The organism is Protaetiibacter sp. SSC-01, from assembly GCF_014483895.1.
Lineage (GTDB): Bacteria > Actinomycetota > Actinomycetes > Actinomycetales > Microbacteriaceae > Homoserinibacter.
The window spans coordinates 2,589,859-2,605,935 of sequence record NZ_CP059987.1 but is presented as its reverse complement, the minus strand read 5'-3'; the positions used below and the strand labels follow the sequence as shown (position 1 = coordinate 2,605,935).

Annotated in this window: 16 protein-coding genes and 1 tRNA gene; 8 read left to right on the top strand and 9 right to left on the bottom strand. The window is 73.0% G+C overall.

The features are described from left to right. Window positions 1-257: 257 nt before the first annotated feature. From H4J02_RS12270 to H4J02_RS12250, 5 genes are all read right to left on the bottom strand, one after another. Window positions 258-884: a response regulator transcription factor gene (locus tag H4J02_RS12270; protein WP_187674842.1), complete on the bottom strand. Its 627-nt coding sequence runs from the start codon at window positions 882-884 to the stop codon at window positions 258-260. Further along, window positions 881-2,020 (bottom strand): sensor histidine kinase, encoded by a 1,140-nt coding sequence (locus tag H4J02_RS12265; RefSeq protein WP_187674841.1) that lies wholly within the window; start codon window positions 2,018-2,020, stop codon window positions 881-883. The genes H4J02_RS12270 and H4J02_RS12265 overlap by 4 nt, the downstream gene beginning before the upstream one ends. Further along, on the bottom strand, window positions 2,021-2,887 hold the full coding sequence (locus H4J02_RS12260; protein ID WP_397420136.1) for an ABC transporter permease: 867 nt from the start codon (window positions 2,885-2,887) through the stop codon (window positions 2,021-2,023). Beyond that, entirely contained in the window at window positions 2,884-3,798 is a 915-nt protein-coding gene (locus tag H4J02_RS12255; protein WP_187674840.1) for an ABC transporter ATP-binding protein, read from the bottom strand. Before H4J02_RS12255 ends, H4J02_RS12260 begins: the two co-directional genes overlap by 4 nt. Before the next feature lie 160 nt (window positions 3,799-3,958). Continuing rightward, entirely contained in the window at window positions 3,959-4,597 is a 639-nt protein-coding gene (locus H4J02_RS12250) for a TetR/AcrR family transcriptional regulator (protein ID WP_187674839.1), read from the bottom strand. 72 nt (window positions 4,598-4,669) lie between these two features. Here H4J02_RS12250 and H4J02_RS12245 point away from each other — a divergent pair, with 72 nt between their 5' ends. Both H4J02_RS12245 and H4J02_RS12240 read left to right on the top strand, forming a co-directional pair. Next, complete coding sequence (locus H4J02_RS12245) at window positions 4,670-5,971, top strand: glycosyltransferase (protein WP_187674838.1); 1,302 nt, start codon at window positions 4,670-4,672, stop codon at window positions 5,969-5,971. Between the two features lie 46 nt (window positions 5,972-6,017). Then, window positions 6,018-7,403: an FAD-binding oxidoreductase gene (locus H4J02_RS12240; protein WP_187674837.1), complete on the top strand. Its 1,386-nt coding sequence runs from the start codon at window positions 6,018-6,020 to the stop codon at window positions 7,401-7,403. A gap of 111 nt (window positions 7,404-7,514) precedes the next feature. On the opposite strand, the gene H4J02_RS12235 is transcribed toward H4J02_RS12240, so the two are convergent. The 3 genes from H4J02_RS12235 to H4J02_RS12225 all read right to left on the bottom strand — a co-directional run bounded on the left by H4J02_RS12235 (window position 7,515) and on the right by H4J02_RS12225 (window position 10,623). Next, the gene (locus H4J02_RS12235; protein ID WP_187674836.1) at window positions 7,515-8,465 is read right to left on the bottom strand and encodes a hypothetical protein; all 951 of its coding nucleotides are present in this window, start codon (window positions 8,463-8,465) and stop codon (window positions 7,515-7,517) included. Between the two features lie 134 nt (window positions 8,466-8,599). Then, the gene (locus tag H4J02_RS12230) at window positions 8,600-8,896 is read right to left on the bottom strand and encodes a hypothetical protein (RefSeq protein ID WP_187674835.1); all 297 of its coding nucleotides are present in this window, start codon (window positions 8,894-8,896) and stop codon (window positions 8,600-8,602) included. After that, the gene (locus tag H4J02_RS12225) at window positions 8,893-10,623 is read right to left on the bottom strand and encodes a PspC domain-containing protein (RefSeq protein WP_187674834.1); all 1,731 of its coding nucleotides are present in this window, start codon (window positions 10,621-10,623) and stop codon (window positions 8,893-8,895) included. The genes H4J02_RS12230 and H4J02_RS12225 overlap by 4 nt, the downstream gene beginning before the upstream one ends. A 104-nt stretch (window positions 10,624-10,727) precedes the next feature. Between H4J02_RS12225 and H4J02_RS12220 the strand changes: the two genes are divergently transcribed. Both H4J02_RS12220 and H4J02_RS12215 read left to right on the top strand, forming a co-directional pair. Further along, window positions 10,728-12,047 (top strand): sensor histidine kinase, encoded by a 1,320-nt coding sequence (locus H4J02_RS12220; RefSeq protein ID WP_187674833.1) that lies wholly within the window; start codon window positions 10,728-10,730, stop codon window positions 12,045-12,047. Further along, window positions 12,044-12,697 (top strand): response regulator transcription factor, encoded by a 654-nt coding sequence (locus tag H4J02_RS12215; protein WP_187674832.1) that lies wholly within the window; start codon window positions 12,044-12,046, stop codon window positions 12,695-12,697. The genes H4J02_RS12220 and H4J02_RS12215 overlap by 4 nt, the downstream gene beginning before the upstream one ends. A gap of 102 nt (window positions 12,698-12,799) precedes the next feature. Here H4J02_RS12215 and H4J02_RS12210 read toward each other — a convergent pair whose 3' ends face one another. Further along, complete coding sequence (locus H4J02_RS12210) at window positions 12,800-13,444, bottom strand: LysE/ArgO family amino acid transporter (protein WP_187674831.1); 645 nt, start codon at window positions 13,442-13,444, stop codon at window positions 12,800-12,802. 73 nt (window positions 13,445-13,517) lie between these two features. Between H4J02_RS12210 and H4J02_RS12205 the strand changes: the two genes are divergently transcribed. From H4J02_RS12205 to nusG, 4 genes are all read left to right on the top strand, one after another. Then, window positions 13,518-14,414 (top strand): LysR family transcriptional regulator ArgP, encoded by an 897-nt coding sequence (locus H4J02_RS12205; protein ID WP_187674830.1) that lies wholly within the window; start codon window positions 13,518-13,520, stop codon window positions 14,412-14,414. A gap of 220 nt (window positions 14,415-14,634) precedes the next feature. Beyond that, window positions 14,635-14,707 (top strand) — tRNA-Trp (locus H4J02_RS12200). Window positions 14,708-14,759: 52 nt separating this feature from the next. After that, window positions 14,760-15,041 carry a preprotein translocase subunit SecE gene (gene secE / locus H4J02_RS12195; protein ID WP_187674829.1) on the top strand — a complete coding sequence of 94 codons (282 nt, stop codon included), beginning with the start codon at window positions 14,760-14,762 and terminating at the stop codon, window positions 15,039-15,041. A gap of 40 nt (window positions 15,042-15,081) precedes the next feature. Further along, window positions 15,082-16,026 (top strand): transcription termination/antitermination protein NusG, encoded by a 945-nt coding sequence (gene nusG, locus H4J02_RS12190; protein ID WP_187674828.1) that lies wholly within the window; start codon window positions 15,082-15,084, stop codon window positions 16,024-16,026. Window positions 16,027-16,077 lie beyond the last annotated feature (51 nt).

The window sequence follows — 16,077 nt, the reverse complement described above, 5'->3', positions numbered from 1 at the left end:
CGGGAGCGGCTTCGCCGCTGCTGTGCCGTGCCGGCTGCGCCGGCTCTCCCGCTGGTCGAGTAGCCCGCGGAGCGGGCGTATCGAAACCCGACGGACGCATGACGTCGGCGCATGATCCATCCATGGCCCGCACTTGATACGCCGTGCGAGGGTTTCGATACGCGTGCGGTCGCGCTCCGCGCGGCCGCGCGCTACTCAACCAGCGGCGGGGGTGCGGCGCGGCGCTACTCAACCAACGGTGGTCGCGGCGCCAGACATCACAGCAGCCCCAGCTCCATCGCCCGGGTCACCGCGCGCGTGCGGTCGTTGACGCCGAGCTTGCCGAAGACCTTCATGAGGTGCGTCTTCACGGTGGCCTCGCCGAGGTGGATGCGCGCCCCGATCTCGCGGTTCGAGAGCCCCTCGGCGACGAGCCGCAGCACCTCGAGCTCGCGCGGGCTCAGCTCGGGCCCCGCGGGGCGGGCGGGCTCACGCGTGCGGGCCACGAGCATCCGGCTGACGCTCGGCGCGAGCGCAACCTCTCCCGCCGCGACGGCGCGCACGCCCGCGAGCAGCTCCTCCTCGGGCGCGGCCTTCAGCAGGTAGCCGCTCGCGCCGGCCGCGATGGCGGACAGGATCGCGTCATCCGTCTCGTACGTCGTCAGGATGAGCACGCGCACCTCGGGGTGGGCCGCGAGGATGCGAGCGGTCGCCTCGTCGCCGTCGATACCCGGCATCCGCAGGTCCATGACGACGAGGTCGGGCGCCGCCGATGGCACGAGCGCGAGCGCCTCCTCGCCGCTCGCCGCCGTGCCGACGATCTCGACGTCCGGGGCCTCGTCGAGCAGCGCGACGATCCCGGCGCGCACGACGGGGTGGTCGTCGACCACGAGGATCCGGATCATGAGGCGCCTCCCGCAGGCAGGGTCGCGGTGATCGTCGTGGCGCCGGGCGTGCCGTCGACCTCGAGCGCGCCGCCCGCGAGGGCGAGCCGGTCGCGCAGGCCCGCGAGCCCGAAGCCCGCGCGCAGCTCGGCGGGGAACCCGCGTCCGTCGTCGCGCACCGTGAGCCGCACGCCGTCCGCCCCGGCGACGAGCGCGACGTGCGCCGCGTCGGCGCCCGAGTGCTTGCGCACGTTCGCGAGCCCCTCCTGCGCGCACCGCAGCAGCACGACCTCCGTGTCGCGGTCGAGGGGCACGTCGATCGCCGTCTGCACCGTCACCCGGATGCGCGCCTCGCGTTCGAAGCGCTCCGCGAGCCGCTGCAGCGCATCCGCGATCCCGCCCTGCGAGAGCTCGACGGGGGCGGCGGATGCGACGAGCGCCCGGGTCTCGGCGAGCGCGTCGCGCGCTCCCGACTCGATGAGCTCCAGCAGCTCGTCGTCGAGCGCGCCGGCGTTGTGCGCGCGGCGGGCGCGCTGGGCGAGCAGCACGAGACCCGTGAGCGACTGGGCGACGGTGTCGTGCACCTCGCGCGACATGCGGGCGCGCTCGTGGGTGACGCCCGCATCCCGCTCCGCCGCCGCGAGCTGCGCCTGCGTCGCCTGGAGCTCGTCGAGCAGGCGCGCCTTCTCCTCGCCGAGCTCGGCGATGCGCGAGATCCAGAGGCCCATGATCGTGGAGAAGCCGAACGAGAGGGTCTGGCTCACGAGAGCGGTGCCCCACGCATCCGGCCCCTCCTCGCCGAGCAGGAACCCCGCGCCGACGCCGAGGGCGATGCCGAGGCTCGCGACGATCGCCGCCCCGCGACCGCGCGACACGACCCACGCGACCGGGTAGGCGACCGTCTGCGTGACGGCGAGCAGCGACTCGACGCCCGTGAGAGTCGCCGACCACGCGATCGTCGCGACGATGAGCGCGATGGCGTAGCCGTTGCCCTCGACGACGCGTGGGCGCAGCAGCAGGAACACGACGGCGTACGCGGCGCACACGGCCGCCCCCGTCGCGATGTCCACGACGGGGGAGCCGATGATCGTCAGGACGACGACCGGTCCGACGGCGGCTGCGGCGATGACCAGCAGCCACCAGCGAGAGCGGATCACTCAGCCATCCTTGCGGATCCAGCGGAAGGTGAGGCGGGTCGCCACGAGACCCGCGACGAGCCAGATGCCGCACGCGATCGCGATGCCGACGAGGTTCCACTCGCCGCCCGCCTCGAGGGCCGCATAGTCCGCGGGCAGGAACACCGACCGCATCCCGTGGGCGAGCCAGGCGAGGGGGAACAGGTTCGCGACGTTCTGCAGCCACTCGGGCAGCATCGTGAACTGGATGTAGACGCCCGAGATGAACTGCAGCACGAGCACGATGGGGATGATGACGGCCGACGCGCTCTTGCCCGAGCGGGGCAGGCCCGCGAGGCCGATGCCGAGGATCGCGCACGTCGTGACGCCGAGCAGGAACACCCACGCGAAGGTCGCCCAGTGCTCCGGCTCGGTCGGCAGCGGCACGTCGAACGCGACGCGCGCAGCGACGATGAGCAGGGCCGCCTGCGCGAGGCCGGTCACGAGCACCTGGCCGATCTTGCCGATGAAGTAGCTCACGGGCGAGAGCGGGGTGCCGGCGAGGCGCTTGAGGGTGCCGTCGCTGCGTTCCGTGGCGATGTCGATCGCCATGTTCTGCAGGCCGGAGAGCAGCACGCCCGCCGCGAGCATCGCCGGCAGGTAGAACTGCGCGGCGGTCACGGGGTCGCCCTCGGGGGTGCGACCGAAGTCCCCGTTGCTGAAGGCGACCGAGAAGATCGTGAGCATGAGCAGCGGGAACAGGAAGGTGAAGAACACCGTGTCGCCCTGCCGGAAGTAGGCGCGCAGCTCGTGGCCGACGCGCGAGAGGCCGAGGCGGATGGTGCGGGCGGGTCCGAACGACGCGGGGCGCGCCGGCGGGCGGACGGATGCGGTGGTCGCGGTGGTCACGCGAGGCTCCCTTCGAGAGCGGGGGCGGGGGCGGGGGCGGTGCCGGGGGCGGCATCGGCGGACGCGCGGGCCGTCTCGCCGACGAGGTCCAGGTAGATGTCCTCGAGGCTCGGGCGGATCACCTCGAGCCGCTCGGGTTCGCCGGATGCGGCGAGGTGGGCGACGAGCGCGCCCGGCTCGGTCGTGCGCTCCTCGCGCAGCACGCCGTTCTCGAGCCAGCGCACGATCGGGACGCGCGCATCCGCTCCACCGAGCTCGTCGATGGCGCCGAGGGCGACGAGCTCGCCGCCGGCGATGATGCCGCCGCGGTCGGAGAGCTGCTGGGCCTCGTCGAGGTAGTGGGTCGTGAGGAGGATCGTCGTGCCCTCGTCGCGGAGCGAGCGGATGAGCGCCCAGAACTGGCGGCGCGCCTCGGGGTCGAAGCCCGTGGTCGGCTCGTCGAGGAAGAGCAGCTCGGGGCGCCCGATGATGCCGAGCGCGACGTCGACGCGGCGCTTCTGGCCTCCGGAGAGCTTCGAGATGCGCGTGCGGGCCTTCTCCTCGAGCCCGACGGCGGCGATCACCTCGTCGACGTCGCGGGGGTTCGGGTAGTAGCCGGCGAAGTGGTGGAGCGCCTCGCGCACGGTCGCGGTGCCGGTCTCGCCGGTCGACTGCAGCACGATGCCGAGGCGCGACTTCCAGGCGAGGCCGCCGCGGCGGGGGTCGGTGCCGAGCACGCGCACCTCGCCGCCGGTGCGGTCGCGGTAGCCCTCGAGGATCTCGATGGTGGTGGACTTGCCGGCGCCGTTCGGGCCGAGCAGGGCGAAGGTCTCGCCGCGGTGGATGTCGAAGTCGATGCCGCGCACGGCCTCGAAGCCGCCCTTGTAGCTCTTGCGGAGTCCCCGTACCTCGACGACGTTCTCGGTGGTCATGCCTCCATGCTGGCGCGGCGCGCGGTGCGCGACCTCTCCCGCCCGGTGGTTCTCGCATCCCCCATTCGGTGGACCCCTCCGAACGCTGATCGGTCGGTTTCTGGCCCTATCTCGCGGGTTTGGGGCGATTTACCGACCACTCAGCGGATGGTGCGCGGGCTCAGGGGGTGAAGATCGTGCGCTCGACGGTGTCGACGAGCCAGTCCTGGTACTGCTCGAGGCTCCAGCCCGCGTCGAGCACGAGCTGCACGTAGCCGCTCGGCGAGGCGAGGAAGAGCAGGGATGCGGCGAGCTGCTCGTCGTCGGCGGCGCGCTTCGCGAGGCCCCGCGCCCGGAACTCGGCGATCGACGCGCGGTAGTCGCTGCGTCGGCGCTCCTGCAGGCCCTCGAGCCCCTTCGCGACGGCCGCGTCGCCCATCGAGGCGTCGAGCAGCGCGATCCACAGGCGTGAGATGCGCTCGTTGGCGCCCGTCACGAACTCGACCCACGCGCGCAGGAACTCGGCATCGCTCGCCTCGCGCACGCTCGTGCCGACGTTGCGTTCGTGGATGGGGGCGGCATCCGCGTCTCCGACCTCGCCCGTGAAGGTCTGGTCGAAGGCGGCGAGGATGAGGGAGCTCTTGGGTCCGTTGGCCTTGACGGTCTCGAGCGAGACGCCGGCCTCCTCCGCGAGGGCGGCGAGCGAGGTGGCGGCATATCCGTCGCGCGCGAAGAGCTCGGCGGCGGCCTCGAGGATGCGTCGGCGGGTCGCCGCGGCCTGTGCCGTGCGCAGCGGGGAGACGTAGGCGCGGGGAGTCATTTGACTTTCCTATCAGGGTGGTGAATACTCTCACAAGTCCACCAAAGCCTACCGCTGGAAACCACCACCACCATGACCACCACCTCCCTCGACCTGCTCGTGTGCTCGACCCCCGTGCACGGCCACGTCACCCCGCTCCTCGCCGCCACGCGCCACCTCGTCGCATCCGGCCACCGTGTGCGCTTCCTCACGGGCGCGCGCTACCGCGCCGCGGTCGAGGAGGCCGGCGCCGAGTGGCTGCCGCTGCCCGCCGAGGCCGACTACGACGACACCGACATGGATGCCGCCTTCCCCGGCCGCGTCGGCCTGTCGGGCGTGCCCGGCATCCGCTTCGACCTGCGCGAGATCTTCCTCAAGCCCGGGCCGGCCCAGCTCACCGCGCTCGACGGCGCGATCGCCGAGCGACGCCCCGACGCCGTGCTGTTCGAGAGCCTCTTCACGGGCGCGCTCATGCTCCTCAGCCGCCCCGGCGACCGCCCGCCCGTCGTCAACCTCGGCATCGTGCCGCTCGGCCTCGCGAGCCGCGACACCGCGCCCTTCGGCCTCGGCGTCAAGCCGAAGCCCGGCCTCGCGGGACGGATGCGCAACTCGATGCTCTCGTTCGTCGCACGCAAGGTGATCTTCCGCGCCCTGCAGCGTTACGCCGCCGAGCTCGTCGCCGAGGCGGGCGGCACGCTGCGCGCCGACTTCATGAGCTCGCCCGGACTCGCCGACGCGATCGTGCAGTTCACGGTGCCGTCGTTCGAGTACCCGCGCTCCGACCTGCCCGACACCGTGCACTTCGTCGGTCCCGTGTCGCGCACCCGTCCGTCGGATATGCCGCTGCCGGAATGGTGGGCGGATCTCGACGGTTCACGCCCCGTCGTGCACGTCACGCAGGGCACCGTCGCCAACACGGACTTCGGCGAGCTCATCGACCCCGCCATCCAGGGACTCGCCGACGAAGACGTGCTCGTCGTCGTCTCCACGGGCGGCCGCGAGGTGCCCGTGCGCGACTACCCGGCGAACGTCCGCATCGCACGGTACCTGCCCTACGACAAGCTGCTGCCGCTCACGGATGTCATGGTCACCAACGGCGGCTACGGCGGCGTGCACTACGCGCTCGAGCACGGGGTGCCGCTCGTCACCGCGGGCCTCACCGAGGACAAGATCGAGGTCACCGCACGCGTCGACTGGTTCGGCGTCGGCATCGATCTGCACACCGACCGGCCCACGCCGGAGCAGGTGCGCGACGCCGTACGTTGCGTCATCGTTGCGCCGGAGTACAAGGCCAAGAGCGCCGCGATCGGCCGGGATATCGTCGCCTCTCCGGGCCTCCCGGGGCTCGAGCGAGTGCTCGTCGAGCTCGTCGCCTCGCACAGCCCCGCGGCCTGACCTCCGCCTGACCTCCACCTGTCCACCACCACATCAGGGATCCACTGTGACCATCGACTCCACCCCCACGTCCACCTCCAACCCCATGCCCGCCCAGCTGCCCGAGGCCGACGAGCTGCGCTCGCGCCTCGAGGGCGCCCTCCACCTCCCCGGCGACGCCGGCTTCGACCTCGCGGCGCTGCCGTGGAACGTGTCCGTCGCCGCGCGCCCCATCGCGGTCGTCGAGGCCGCGGACGCCGACGACGTGCAGACCGCGGTCGCCCACGCGTCGCGCCACGGCATCCGGGTCACCGTGCTCGGGCCGGGACACGGCGCGAGCTCGCGCCTCGACGGCACGCTGCTCATCCGCACGGGCGCGCTGCGCCGCCTCGAGGTGTCGCCCGACGCGCGCACCGCGATCGTCGGACCCGGCGTCTCGATGGGGGAGCTGCAGGCCGCGCTCGACGGCACCGGCCTCACGGCGCTCGCCGGTTCGAGCCCGGTCGTGTCGGCCGTCGGCCTCGTGCTGCAGGGCGGCTACACGTGGCTGACCCGCCAGTACGGCGCGGCCGCCGGGGCCCTGCGCGCCGCCGAGGTCGTGACGGCCGACGGGCAGCGCGGCTGGGTCGACGAGTCGACCGACCCCGAGCTGTTGTGGGGCCTCCGCGGCGGCGGCGGTCGCTACGTCGCCGTCACCGCGATCGAGCTCGACCTCGCGCTCGTTGGTGAGCTCGCGGGCGGCCGCATCATGTTCCCCGCCGACTTCGCGCACGCCGTGCTGCAGGCGTGGGCCCAGGCGACGCGCTCCGTCGACCAAGCGACGAGCCTGTGGGCGAGCGTGCTCAACTTCCCGCCGCTGCCCGAGCTGCCCGAGCCCATCCGGGGCCGCTCCTTCGTGACCGTCGATGCCGTCACCACCGCGGGCCTCGACGCTCTCGAGCGGGTGCTCGCGCCCATCCGCGCCGTCGGCCCCGTCGTGCACGACACGGTGGGCCCGCGTCAGCCGAGCGAGCTCGGCGCGATCTGCGAGGAGCCGACCGACCCGTCGCCCGCGGTCCAGCGCGGCGTCGCGCTGCGCGAGCTCCCGGATGCGGCGCTCCCGGTGATCCTGGGCGCCGCGACGACCCCGGGCCGCTTCCTGCAGGTGCAGCTGCGCCACCTCTCGGGCGCGCCCACGACGCGCGACGGCTTCGCGACCGAGGTCGAGGCCGAGTACGTCGTCAACGCCCTCACGATCGCACCGGTGCCCGAGGCGGTGACGGCGGCCGAGAACTCGATGGAGGCGCTCGCCGACGTGCTCGCCCCGTGGGCCGGGGGCACCCTCCTGCCGAGCTTCGTCGCCACGTGGCGCGACCTCGGCGACGCAGCCCGTCCCGACCGGATCGAGCGCCTCGTCTCCCTTGCGCGGCGACTCGACCCGCAGGGGGTGTTCACCGCGTCCCTCGACGCGTGAATGCCGGGCCCGGGCGCCCGTGGAGGTGGTGCCGCCCGGGCCCTCCTATTTTTTCGCTGACTGGTCGGTTTCTCGCCTCATTTCAGGGTTTTGAGGCCAGAAACCGACCACTCAGCGATCGGGGCGCCAGCCGCGGGCGCGCAGAGACGCGCGGATGCGGGCCGCGGCCGCGCGGGATGCGGGCGTGCGCAAGCGCGCGTCGACGTCGTCGGCCGTGAGTCGGTGGGTCTCCCAGCCGATCGCGGCGAGCTGCTGCACCTTACGGATGTCGCGGCGGAACTTCTCCGGGCTCAGGTGGAGCAGGCTCTCGTACTCGATCGCCTCCCGGAACTCCGGATAGGCGAGGTCGATCATCGCGACGGGACCCGAGCCCGCCGGGTGCTGCACCGTGTAGTTGAGCTCGGGCTCCGGGAGCCCGGCTCTCATGAACATCAGCCGAGCGCCGGTCTCCCGCGACGAGAGCGGTCCGTAGCGCACGAGGTCCAGCGCTTCGCGGGCGCGACGGATGCCGCGGTCGCCGGGACGCGCGGCGACCGTCGCCGCGAGCTCGGCGATCGTCGTGAGCGGCGGCGCACCGTCGAACGGGCGCGTGCCGGTCACGAGGTAATCGCCCGCGGCGACCAGCTCGTCGAGGGCGAGGAGCGGCGCGCTCATCACCCAGCTGACCGCGGGGGTCGTGATGTGCAGGTCGCCGAGCATCGTCACGGGCGTCCGATGCGGGTAGAGCCGGTGGGGGATCGTGTGGTTCGTTCTGGGTCGGGCCGGTCCGATCGACGAGACGTGCAACGCCTGCTGCTCCTCGATCCGTCTCGGTAGAGGTGCGCCCCAGAGGAGGAGCGCCGTCGTGTGGCTCATGACCTGATCCGGTGCCTGCCGCAGCGCGTACGCGAAGGCGAGCTGCCGGGGCCCGCGCGGCGCATCCGCCATCCGCACCTCGTTGAACGGGCGGACGAGGTCGCGCCCCGACATCCGCCCGGGCGGGATGCCGCGCAGGTGGGCCTCATGCACGCGGAAGCCGTCGGACATCCACTCGGGCGGCAGCGGGGTGGCGGGTCGGGGCATGCCTCCGACCCCAGCACCTCCGCGCCGGCTCGGCGTCGGCCCCAGCCGAATCTGTGCACGCTGCCGCCTGTGGACAACTCTGAGTGGTCGGTTCCTGGCCCCAAAACCCGGAAATGAGGCCAGAAACCGACCGGTCAGCGAGAGTTGAGTCGGGCCTGCAGGCGGCGGATGACGGCAGCGAGCGCGAGGAGCGTGATCGTCGCGCCGACGGCCATCACGACGACCACGGTCCAGCCGAGGGGTGTGAGGGTCAGTACCGCCTCGACGACCGACTCACGGCGCTCGGGGGTCGCGGCGGCCCAGAGCACGTACGACGCGACCGCGATGAGCACGAGACCCCACAGCGCGGCACCGGTGCGGATGCGCGGGCGCGGCGGCGGCGCGGCGTCCTCCGTGGCGCTCGGGGCGGCGGATGCGCGGGTGTCGCTCACGGGGCGGCTCCTTCGGTCGAGGTGGGGGAGGGCGTCGAGCTCGGCGCGTGGGTCGGCGGCAGGGCCTCGCCCGTGTCGACCCTCCAGCGCTCGACGCTGTCCGGTTCGGGGGCGAGCGGAGGCGGAGTCTCCTCCTCGGTGGTCGTGGACACGTACAGGGCGCTCGGGTGGCGCGTCCAGATCCGCACCACGACGTCGAGCGAGTCCGGGTCGCCGATCGTGACCGTGCGGCGTCCGTCGGCGACCTCGTAGCGGGCCCACATGCCGATGCTCCCGGCGGTCTCCGCGAGCACGCCGAACTCCCCACGAGCGGCTTCCGTGATCAGCTCGATCCGCACGCTCGCGCCCTCGGCGACCCGCACCTCGATGCCGCCCGCGGCCTGCCAGAGGTCGATCGTGCGCGCGGGCCGGTCGTCGTCGGCGACGTAGATCGACGTCGTCCCGGCGAGCTGCGCATAGCGTCCGTCGCGTGACGCGTCGATGCCCCAGGACACCCCCGGGGCCAGCAGCTGTCGATCCGTCGGCACGACGATCGCGACGGCGAGCGCGAGCACGGCGAGGATCGAGAAGAACCCGAGCGCACCGCTGCGGCGCCGCCCGAGGGCGACGGCGACCGTTCCGAGGCCGAGCACGAGCACGACGACGGCGGCCCCCACGATCCATTCCGCTCCGCGCATAGACGGCGACTGCCAGGCCGCGAACGCGGCGATCGCCCCCGCGACGAGGGCGACGCCGAGCATGAGGAACACGATCCGCGCGTTCGCCCGGGGTCTCGTGAGCCTCCGGATGCGGGCCCGCTCACGCGAGGCGGCGAGCGCCTCCTGCGCCCGCGCGTTCGCCTCTGCCTGTCGGCGCTCGCGTTCCGCGCGGCGCTGCTCCACGGCCCACGCGGCCCGCTGCTGCTGCCACGCGTCCTGACTCGCTTTCCACGCCGCGAGCTCCTCGGCGGATGCGTCGGCCCGGGGAGCGGGCGGCTCGCCCGGCTCCACGAGGGGCGCGGCGGCCGGGGTCGCGGCGGATGCGGCGGCCGCGCCCCCGGCATCCGTCGCCGCCTCCGCGGGGAACGTCGGCACGGTCTCGGGCCGCCCGTCGGTCGTCGCGGGCCCCGTCGTGACGTCGCCCGAGGCGCGCTGCGCGAGCCACACGACGAGCGCGACGACGCCGCCGAGCAGCACGAGGGTGACGAGCACGCGCGCGATCGCCCCGCCCCAGCCGGGGTCATTCCAGTAGAGGGCGCCCGCTGCCCAGAAGCCCTGCGTGAGCGGCAGGAACGACAGCAGGAACACCGCGACGATGCCGGGGAACGCGCGCGTGACGCGGCCGTGCCCGAGCTCGCGGGCGTGGATCGTGCCGGCGGTGTCGGGCAGCAGGAACCACGCGATCGCGTAGACGAACGCGACGGGAGCTCCGACGACCGCCAGCACGACCGCGATGCCCCGCACGATGAGCGGGTCGACGCCGATGCGCGCGGCCAGGCCCCCGCACACGCCGCCGAGCCAACCCTCCTGCCGCACGACGCCGAGGCCGCGCAGCCACGTGAAGAACGGATGCTCCGCGGATGCCGCGCTCGGCCCCGCGGATGCCGCGCTGGGCTCACCGGGGCCGGCGGTCGGCTCGTCGGAGCCGACGGTAGCGGTTGCCACCTCGCTCGTGACGCCCTCGGCGGGCATCTCGTCGGGCGTCTCCTCGGGCGTCGGCGGTTCGGATGCGGTGGTGCGTCGTGCCATGCCTCGAGCGTGCCCGCCGGCACGGGCCCCGCTCTATGGGGGTTCGCCCTGATCGTCCCCTGATCCCTCGTTGCGGGGCGGGTCGCGCATGCTTGGATCGTCGCATGACCGCACCCGCCGCCGAGCAGCCCCTCGAGGGCGCGCGGGGCGTGCGCCGGGTGCGCCCCGTGCGCCCCGCGCTCGTGCGGCCGCGCGAGGTCTGGCTCGCGGGAGCGAGCGTCGCGCTCGCCCGTCACCTCGCGTGGCCCGCCGCGCTCGTGCGCACGATCTTCGCCGCCGCGGCCGTCATCGGCGTGCTCTGGGCGGGCCTCGCGATCTTCCTGCGCGGCGAGTTCGGCATCCTCCCCTTCGCCGCGGCATCCCCTCTCCTCTACGCGTGGTTCTGGGCGCTCGTGCCCCGCGAGACCGCGACCCCGGATGCGCCCCTCCGCCGCGAGGTGCCGGTCGCCGTCGCGCTGCTGGTCGCCGCGGGCGTGCTCGCACTGCTCGTGCCCGTCAGCTGGCTCGTCACCTGGACGCCCCTGCCCGTCGGCGTCGTCGAGGCCACGGCGGCCGCCGTCGCGGCGATCGTGTGGACCCTCGTGGTCGACGCGCGCGACGAGCGGCGGGCGGCATCCGCGCCCCGCGTGCGCGCCGTCGCGGGTGGGTTCCTCGTGGGGTACGGTCTCGCGCTGCTCGCCGGGGGTTTCGCCGACTCGCGCACCCTCGTGGCGATCGTCGCCGTCGTGCCGGTGCTGCTCGGCCTCGCGACGTTCGTCGTGCCGCCCTTGCTCGCCCGCGCATCCGTGCGGTCGGCCGAGCGCGCGGCCCTCGCCCGCGAGGAGCAGCGGTCGGAGATCGCGGCGCACCTGCACGATTCGGTGCTGCAGACGCTCGCGATCATCCAGAACCGCGCGGGTGCCGGATCCGAGATCGCGCGCATCGCGCGCGCCCAGGAGCGGGAGCTTCGCGACTGGCTCTTCGCGGGCACCGACCCGTTCGCGGGCGACCTCGCGACCGAGCTGCGCACGATCGCTCGCGAGCTCGAACTCGAGCACGCCGTGCGCATCGAGGTCGTCACCGTCGGCGATGTGGCCGAGGTCGAGTCGCGCGCGCTCGCGGCGGCCGCGCGCGAGGCCCTCGCGAACGCGGCGCGGCACGCGGGCGGCGACGTCACCGTCTACGCCGAGGCGACCCCGGATGCGGTGGAGGTCTTCGTGCGCGACCGCGGCGCCGGCTTCGACCCGGATGCCGTGCCCGACGGGCGCCTCGGCATCCGCGAGTCGATCGTGGGGCGCATGGCGCGCGCGGGCGGCACGGGCATCGTCATGAGCGGGCCCGACGGCACCGAGGTGCAGCTGCGGATGCCGCGCGCCCGGCTTGCGGGCGGCACCGGCCGCGCGAACGGCACCGGCGCCGCGAACGGCAACGGGGGAGCGGCATGACCCGCGTCATCATCGTCGACGACCACTCGATCTTCCGCACGGGCCTGCGCACCGATCTCGGCGACGCCGTCGAGGTGGTCGGGGAGGCGGGCGACGTCGACGCCGCCGTGCGCGTCATCGACGAGCTGCGCCCCGACGTCGTGCTGCTCGACGTGCACCTGCCGGGCGGCGCGGGCGGCGGCGGCGCGGAGGTCGTGCGGCGCTCGGCCGCCGTGCTGTCGAGTGTGCGCTTCCTCGCCCTCTCGGTCTCCGACTCCGCCGAGGACGTCGTGGGCGTCATCCGCGCGGGCGCACGCGGCTACATCACGAAGGCAACAAGCGGGGCGGACGTGGCTGCCGCCGTCGCGACGGTCGCCGCGGGCGATGCGGTGTTCTCGCCGCGCCTCGCCGGCTTCGTGCTCGACGCCTTCGGCACGGCAGCCGGCGCACCGGCGGTCGCCGCGACCGACGACGAGCTCGACCGCCTCTCGGCCCGCGAGCAGGAGGTGATGCGCCTCATCGCGCGCGGCTACGCCTACAAGGAGGTGGCATCCCACCTCTTCATCTCGATCAAGACCGTCGAGACGCACGTGTCGTCGGTGCTGCGAAAGCTGCAGCTCTCCTCGCGCCACGAGCTCACCGCCTGGGCACTCGAGCGCCGCCTGCTCTGAACTCGCCTGCGCGCCACGCGGGTTCTCGTCACCCGTCCGCGAGAGTACGTACTTTTCGCCCCTCACCCACGGCTCCGGGCGAAAAGTACGTACTCTCGCGGATCAGCCCGTGACGAGGGGGAGCGCGACGAAGAACGCGAGCGTGAGCATGACGAGCGCGATCGCTCCGTCGAGCACGCGCCACGCGACGGGCCGCGCGAAGACGGGTGCGAGCGCGCGCGCCCCGAAGCCGAGCGTCGTGAACCACAGCACGGATGCCGCGCCCATGCCCGCCCCGAAGAGCCAGCGGGCGTCGCCGTGGCCGTTCGCGAGGGTGCCGACGATCGCCATGTCGAGGTACACGTGCGGGTTGAGCCACGTGACGGCGAGGCACGTCGTGACGGCGGCGGCGAGGGAGCGGCGCCGGGCCGCCGCATCCGGGGCCGCGTCGACCGTGAGCACCTCGCCCTTCGGCCACAGCGCGCGGCGGGCCGCGTGCACGCCGTAGAAGACGAGGAAGACGGCGCCGCCGATGCGCACGGCCGTCATGATCCACGGCACCGCGGCGAGCACGGCGCCCGTGCCGGCGATGCTCAGCAGCATGAGCACGATGTCGGAGAGCGCGCACAGTGCGACGATCGCGAGCACGTGCTGCTTGCGGATGCCCTGACGCAGCACGAACGCGTTCTGGGCCCCGATCGCCACGATGAGCGAGAGGCCGAGGGCGAACCCCGCGAAGGCGGCGGCGAGGGCAGCGGATGTGGTCACGAGTCACGACGCTAGGCCTCCGGCCGACATCAATCCAGTTCAGGATTCTCAAGAAGCATTAGCCTCGCTTCAGATGAATCTCGACCGGGATCTGCTCGCCACGCTCCGCGCCGTCGTCGACGCGGGCACCTTCGACGCGGCCGCACGCGCCCTCAACGTCACGCCGTCCGCCGTGAGCCAGCGCATCAAGTCGCTCGAGACGCAGCTCGGCCGCGTGCTCGTCGAGCGCACGAAGCCCGTGCGGGCCACCGAGTCGGGCGAGATCCTCGTGCGGCTCGCGCGCGACATCGCCCTCCTCGAGACGGATGCCGCATCCGCGCTCCGCCTCGACGGCGCGGGGGAGGGGTTCACGACCGTGCCCCTCGCCGTCAACGCCGACTCGCTCACGAGCTGGTTCCTGCCGGCGATCGCCGAGGCGTGCACCGCGAACCGCATCGTCGTCGACCTGCACCGCGAGGACCAGGACCGCACCGCCGCCCTGCTCGCCTCGGGCCGCGTCATGGCGGCCGTCACGTCGCAGGCCGAGCCCGTGCCGGGCTGCAGCGTCACGCCGCTCGGGGTGCTCGTGTATCACCCGGCCGCGAGCCGGGACTTCGCCGCACGCTGGTTCCCCGGCGGCGCCGACGCGGCATCCCTCGCCCTCGCGCCCGTCGTCGACTTCGACCACGACGACGAGCTGCAGACGCGGTTCCTGCGCCGCGCCTCCCGACGCAGGCTCGACCCGCCGCGGCACTACGTGTCGGGCTCGGCCGACTTCCTGCGGGCGATCGAGCTCGGCCTCGGCTGGGGCATGCTGCTCGAATCGCAGCTCGCGGATGCCGCCCCCGGCACCTTCGTCGAGCTCGCCCCCGGCGGCCCCGGCGTGCGCGTGCCGCTCTACTGGCAGCAGTGGAACCTGCGCTCGGCGGCCCTCGACGCGGTCGCGGCATCCGTCATCGCCGCCGCGCGCGCATCCCTCCGCCCCCGCTGACCCTGCCCGCGCTGACGTTTCGATCGCTGACTGGTCGGTTTCTGGCCCCATTCCCGCCGTTTGAGGCCAGAAACCGACCGGTCAGCGATCGGAGCGGAGGGGCAGGGGCACCGGGGGCGAGCGCTCGGCGGAGGATGCCGTATGCTTGTGCAGGTTGCCTCGAACCCCAGTCTTCGGCATGCCCGGAAGGCGGCAGGAGGATGCGGGAAGCAGGCGACATAGGGCGGTGGCTCAATTGGTAGAGCAGCGGTCTCCAAAACCGCAGGTTGCAGGTTCGAGTCCTGTCCGCCCTGCGAATCCCTCGTGCGAGAGCACGCGGGATCGCCGGCCGAAAGGGTAGTGAGAGTGGCACGCAAGGTGATCGACGAGCCCAGCGAGGACGTCGTCGCGAACGCCAAGCGCGAGCGCGCCGAGCGACGCAATCCGTTCGCGCGGATCGCTCTCTTCATCCGCCAGGTCATCGCCGAGCTCCGGAAGGTCGTCACCCCGACCCGCCGCGAGCTGCTGCGATTCACGGGCGTCGTGCTCGTGTTCGTGGTCATCATGATGGGCCTCGTCTGGGGCCTCGACCAGCTCTTCAGCTGGATCGTGACCTGGGCGTTCGGCGACGACACGTTCAGCAGCTGACCCCCGGCAGCTCATCCCCACAAGGAAAGAACTACTCACCGTGACTTCAGAAGAGCGCGACATCGACCTCGCGACCGCAGCCGAGCAGTCCTCCGAGGAGGACGAGGCCCAGGAGGGCAACGTCCTCGCATCCGAGGAGGCCGCCAGCGAGTCCGCCGAGCACCGCGCGATCCACATCGTCGACGAGGACTCGGATGTCGAGGCCGGTCTCGAGAGCGCGCTCGACGCGCTCGAGGCGGCATCCGACCCCGAGGCCGACGCGATCGTCGACGACGCCCTCGACATCGACTCGCCCGAGGAGGCGGACGCCGCTGCGGCCGCGGCCGAGGACGAGGAGGAGGACGACGAGGACGAAGAGGCCGAGGTCGACCCCTACGAGGAGTTCCGCGCCGAGCTGCGCGCGAAGCTCGGCAAGTGGTACGTCATCCACTCGTACGCCGGCTTCGAGAAGCGCGTGAAGCAGAACATCGAGTCCCGCCGCCAGTCGATGGCGATGGAGGACTACATCTACGAGGTCCAGGTCCCGATGGAGGACGTGGTCGAGATCAAGAACGGCCAGCGCAAGCTCGTCAACCGCGTGCGCATCCCGGGCTACGTGCTCGTGCGCATGGACCTCAACGAGGACTCGTGGTCGGTCGTGCGTCACACGCCGGGCGTCACGGGCTTCGTCGGCAACTCGCACAACCCGACGCCCCTCCGCTTCGAGGAGGCCTTCAACATGCTGAAGAGCCTCGTGCAGGTCGTGGAGGCCCCGGTCAAGGGCGCCGCCGCTGCGAAGGGAGGCAAGGCCGCGCCGCGCGTCATCCCGGCCGAGGTCGACTTCGAGGTCGGCGAGACGATCACCATCAAGGAGGGTTCGTTCGCGGGCCTTCCCGGCACGATCTCCGAGATCAAGCCCGAGAGCGGCAAGCTCACCGTGCTCGTCTCGCTCTTCGAGCGCGAGACCCCCGTCGAGCTGTCGTTCGACCAGGTCACGAAGCTGTAAGTCTGGCGCGGCGATCATCCGCCGCACATGCGAAAGGCCGGCCGCGCGTGA